At 61.4% G+C, this 4,399-nt stretch carries 6 protein-coding genes; 3 read left to right on the forward strand and 3 right to left on the reverse strand.

From position 1 onward, the window contains the following. The 3 genes from AB7S84_RS16740 to cobD form a co-directional block, all read left to right on the forward strand. The coding region (locus tag AB7S84_RS16740) for a bifunctional adenosylcobinamide kinase/adenosylcobinamide-phosphate guanylyltransferase (protein WP_428155903.1) at nucleotides 1-348 on the forward strand (348 nt) is incomplete at its 5' end. A gap of 102 nt (nucleotides 349-450) precedes the next feature. Further along, complete coding sequence (gene cobS, locus AB7S84_RS16745) at nucleotides 451-1,179, forward strand: adenosylcobinamide-GDP ribazoletransferase (protein ID WP_020876092.1); 729 nt, start codon at nucleotides 451-453, stop codon at nucleotides 1,177-1,179. Further along, on the forward strand, nucleotides 1,176-2,249 hold the full coding sequence (gene cobD, locus AB7S84_RS16750) for a threonine-phosphate decarboxylase CobD (protein WP_020876091.1): 1,074 nt from the start codon (nucleotides 1,176-1,178) through the stop codon (nucleotides 2,247-2,249). Before cobS ends, cobD begins: the two co-directional genes overlap by 4 nt. Before the next feature lie 43 nt (nucleotides 2,250-2,292). Here the strand turns inward: cobD and AB7S84_RS16755 are convergent, their stop codons facing one another. The 3 genes from AB7S84_RS16755 to AB7S84_RS16765 all read right to left on the reverse strand — a co-directional run bounded on the left by AB7S84_RS16755 (nucleotide 2,293) and on the right by AB7S84_RS16765 (nucleotide 4,363). Further along, complete coding sequence (locus AB7S84_RS16755) at nucleotides 2,293-3,186, reverse strand: DMT family transporter (RefSeq protein WP_428155906.1); 894 nt, start codon at nucleotides 3,184-3,186, stop codon at nucleotides 2,293-2,295. Between the two features lie 88 nt (nucleotides 3,187-3,274). Beyond that, entirely contained in the window at nucleotides 3,275-3,949 is a 675-nt protein-coding gene (locus tag AB7S84_RS16760) for a zinc ribbon domain-containing protein (RefSeq protein WP_428155908.1), read from the reverse strand. Between the two features lie 288 nt (nucleotides 3,950-4,237). Then, complete coding sequence (locus AB7S84_RS16765) at nucleotides 4,238-4,363, reverse strand: CoA-binding protein (protein WP_428155910.1); 126 nt, start codon at nucleotides 4,361-4,363, stop codon at nucleotides 4,238-4,240. Nucleotides 4,364-4,399: the final 36 nt, after the last annotated feature.

A 4,399-nucleotide genomic window follows, 5' to 3' on the forward strand; every position in this document is an offset into this window, starting at 1 on the left:
GTCGCGCTGCCAGAGGCCGTTGCCGACGCCGGAAAGACGGCGAACGTCGTTCTGGTGGACTGCCTGACCTTGTGGACCACAAATCTGTTGCTGACCCCGGAGACATCCGATCGGATCGACCGATATGTCCGGGATCTGACGGATGCTCTCGATGATGCGTCCTGCCCTCTCATTCTGGTCTCCAACGAGGTGGGCGCCGGCATCGTCCCGGAAAATCCTCTGGCTCGGCGATTCCGTGACGTCATGGGAATCGTGAACCAACGCGTCGCGGCCTGCGCGGACGAGGTTGTCTGGACGGTGGCGGGCATCCCCGTGATCATCAAAAAAGCGGAATCCGCCATGCCTTGAGAAATCCCGACCCCGGATTGCGCCCTATCGGAGCGACACCCATACCCGGCATCCCAGAACCAAAGACTTTCAATGATCGGAAAAGGAATCCCTGAACGGAAGATGAAAAACCTCATATCCGCCATCCAATTCATCACACGGCTCCCCGTCGGGAGGCCCGGAACCTTCGAACCCGTCGGCATGATCCCGTTCTTTCCGATAGTGGGCCTTCTCATCGGGGCACTCCTGGCCGCCTTTGATCACGCCGCCTCACAGCTCTGGTCCCGAAACATGACCGCGATCCTGGACGGCGTATTCCTGATCTGGATCACCGGCGCCTTCCACATCGACGGCCTGGGCGACACGGCCGACGGGCTCTACGGCAACCGCCCCCGGGACAAAGCCCTCCGGATCATGAAAGACAGCCGCATCGGCGCCATGGCCCTCGTCACCGTGATCTCGGCCCTGGCGGTCAAATGGGGCGCCATTGCCGACCTGGATCGCCACAGGGCACTCTTCCTTCTCATTATCCCTGCCTATGCCCGAGGCAGCATGTTGTTCGGTTTTCGGTTCCTGTCCTATGGCAGGCCGGATGGGGGTACCGGTCATGCCCTGTTCCGGAAACCGCTCACCTTTGGAGATTTCTGGGGCCTGTCCATCCCCATCGGACTCTCGGCTCTTGCCGGTTTCCAGGGGCTTGCGGTGACGGTTGTTTTCATCGCGGTGGTCGTCGCCGTCCTGCAATTCTACCGGCGACGCATGGGCTGCATTACGGGAGACATGCTGGGCGCCATGACGGAAATTATGGAGGCGGCGCTCTTTGCAGCGGCCGCGGCGGGAGGTGCGTTATGATCAACGGGCACGGCGGAAACATCTACCAGCTGGCGACGGAGTTGGGTTGCCGGCCCTCGGATATCGCCGACATGAGCAGCAACGTCAATCCCTTCGGCCCGCCCCCGGGCCTGACAGACCACCTGCGGGAGCGCCTCCAGGTCATCACCGCCCTGCCGGAGGCGGCAGCGGAATCCGCCGTCCGGGCTTTTGCCGCCCGGTTCGGCATCCAATCCGCGCGGGTCGTGCCCGGCAACGGCACCACCCAGCTGATCCACACCCTCCCCCTGGCCCTCAAAAGCCGACGGGTCATGATCGCGGCCCCCACCTATGCCGATTATGCCGACGCCTGCAGGATGCACGAGGTCTCCTTCGGCCATGTCGTCGCCGATGCCTCACGGCGGTTCGCACCCGACATGGGGGCGCTTTCCGATGCCGCCCGTCGGGCAGACACGATGTTCATCTGCAACCCCAACAACCCCACCGGTAGCCTGATACCGGGAGACGAGATCGTCGACCTGTGCCGGCGGCATCCCGCCGTCCGGTTCGTCATCGACGAGTCCTACCTTCCCTTCGCGACCGGGGGCGAAGCCCATAGCCTCATTCGTTCCGATCTTCCCAATGTCATGGTGCTCCACTCCATGTCCAAAATCTTTCGCGTCCCCGGCCTGAGAATCGGTTTTCTGGCGGCTCCCCCCGATGTCGCGGAAAGCATGAAGCGGTATTACCTGCCCTGGAGCGTCAACAGCCTGGCCCACCTGGCCGTGACATACCTGATGGCGCGTCGGGACGAGATCGACCCCTTCATCGAAAAAAGCCGGCAACTTCTGGATCGGGAGCGTCGGGAGATGACGGATCGGCTCGGGCGACACCGGAACATAGAGGTGTTTCCCAGCTGCACGTCGTTCCTGCTCGCGCGCCTCTCGGAAGGCCGCACGGCGGAAGCGGTTTGCAGCGCCCTTGCCCGGGAGCGGATCCTCATCCGGAACTGCGGCAACTTCGAGGGGCTTTCGGAACGGTTCATCCGCATCTCTCTCAAGACGCCGGAGATCAACCGGTTGCTGGTGGAAAAACTGATCCCCCTGCTCTGATCCCTTGTCCCGCCGCAGACGAAGACCGGCAGGCCCGGGAGCGTCAGGAGGAGACGGGCGCCGGCCGCCCCGCGTGTGTCATGTAAACACCGCCGATGACGAGGACCGCCCCCACGAGAAGAGACAAGGTCGCGGGTTCGCCCAGGATAAAAAAGGCCAGAATGATGGCGCTGACCGGCACGAAGTTGATAAACAGACCGGCCCGGGTGGGCCCGATGGCCTTGATCCCCTCATAGTACCAGATAAAGCCGATTACGGTGCCGAAGACGCCCAGGTAGATCACGTTGAACCAGACAACCGCGGTGTATTCCGGGAGATGGCGGGTCACCCCCTCGAAATAGGCGGGAACGAAGAGGGCCGCGGCACCCACGGCGGCGGAGTAAGTCACCGATACGAGGGGCGTCACGCCGGAGAGGATCATTTTGCCGATGATGGAAAAGGCGACCCAGCTCAATACGCAGCCCAGGATATAGACCTCGCCCAGGCCGAGGCCTGCCGTCAGGAGCGCCGCGGGATTTCCCCGGGAGACCACGATCATGGCGCCGGCGACCGAAAGGAGGATGCCGATCACCTTGAGGGGGGACAATCGTTCCCTGAAAAACATGGCCGCGCATATCGTAATGAATATGGGGTTCAACGCGATGATGAGGGCTGCGCGACCGGCGCTGATGAGCTCGAGCCCCTTGAAGAAAAAAATGTTATAGGAGAAGACGCCGGTCATTCCCAGCAGGAACAGCGGCAGAATCTGGCGCCGCTCCACCATGGGCAGCCGCCCCTCAATCCGCCAGGTCAGCAGGAGGAGAACGATGGCGGCCACGGTAAAGCGAAGAAAAGCGACGGAGCAGGGAGAGATGCGGCCGGAAAGCATCCGACCGGCCACAAAGGTTCCTCCCCAGAAAAACGCCGTCAACAGCAGCTTCAGATAAATTTTGAACATGAATCGGTATCCCCGGGTGAGGCGCCGCCGGTGTTCGGCGGGGATGCTTTCGGCGTATCAGGGCCGGGTTGGTGCGCCCTTTCCTCGTCTAGGCCGTAAGGTCCCGGCCGCAGTGCTTGCAGACGACAGCGCGCTTCTTTATGATTTCGGCGCAAAAAGGGCATTCACGGGTGAAGTGGTGTTCATGGATTTTGTCGATGGCCGCCGTCACGCGCTTCTGAAGAACAGCGTTCCCGAATTTCCGGTTTCTCAGGGGTTCGACGGCATCGATGCCGGCCAGGTCTCCGATGACCGCGGCCGCACTCATCCGGACACGCATCGGCTCCACGGCGTCCAGCAGGATACCCAGGATCGTCTCCCCGTCCCCCGCGGCGGCACAGTCGTCGATGCGGGCAAGGCCCCTCTCGATCTGGACCTCGATCTCCTTCTGCCTTTCCAGGGCCGCCTCGTCGATAATCTGACCGCGACCGCCCTGGGGACCGTAGACGGACATGCACTCATAAGTCTCGGTTCCCGGATAACAGATGCAGCGATAGGAGGCCGTCCGACCGTAATTTTCGCGGATGTTGTCCCATCCCTCGACATAGAGCCGGCACGCGTCGTTGAAGCAGACGAACATGTAGGGGGAACCCCATCCCAGACCGTCGTCGATAAGGATTTCCGGTGCCTCCCACAGGCTCATCTCCTGATGACAGTATTTGCAGAGAGGCCGTTTCTGGCGGATCACCCGCTCGAAAACTTCCTCCTTGGTTTCAAAGGCCATTGGCGTATTTCCTCCGTTTCATAATCGGGTCTCCGCCTGAAATCGGCCTTTGATGTGCGTAGCGCCGAGATCGGATTTTTGCGGAACCGTCAGATCTATTGATTGCCGAAGCCGTTATGCGCTCCGCAGTCGGGGCATTGCCAGGTGATGCCGTTGCAGGACATCCCCCATACGTTTTCGGCCATGCACGACTGGCATATGGCGAAACCGCATCGGCATTGCCAATTGAACGCGGCGTTCCCGCCGCAACAATGGCAGGCGACATCGCGAAAAAGCCTTCGCCGCGCCCTAAACGATGATGTTCTTTTTGAAGAGGTTTTCATGATCCGTCTTGATGCATCGGTTCATGACCACGTCGATCCCCGCTGCCGTCAACACCTTCGCCGCTCGATGATTTTCGATGCCCAGTTGCATCCAGAAGACCCTGGGGCGGAGGCGAATGATCTCGGG

Source organism: Desulfococcus sp., from assembly GCF_050178255.1.
GTDB classification, from domain to species: domain Bacteria; phylum Desulfobacterota; class Desulfobacteria; order Desulfobacterales; family Desulfococcaceae; genus Desulfococcus; species Desulfococcus multivorans.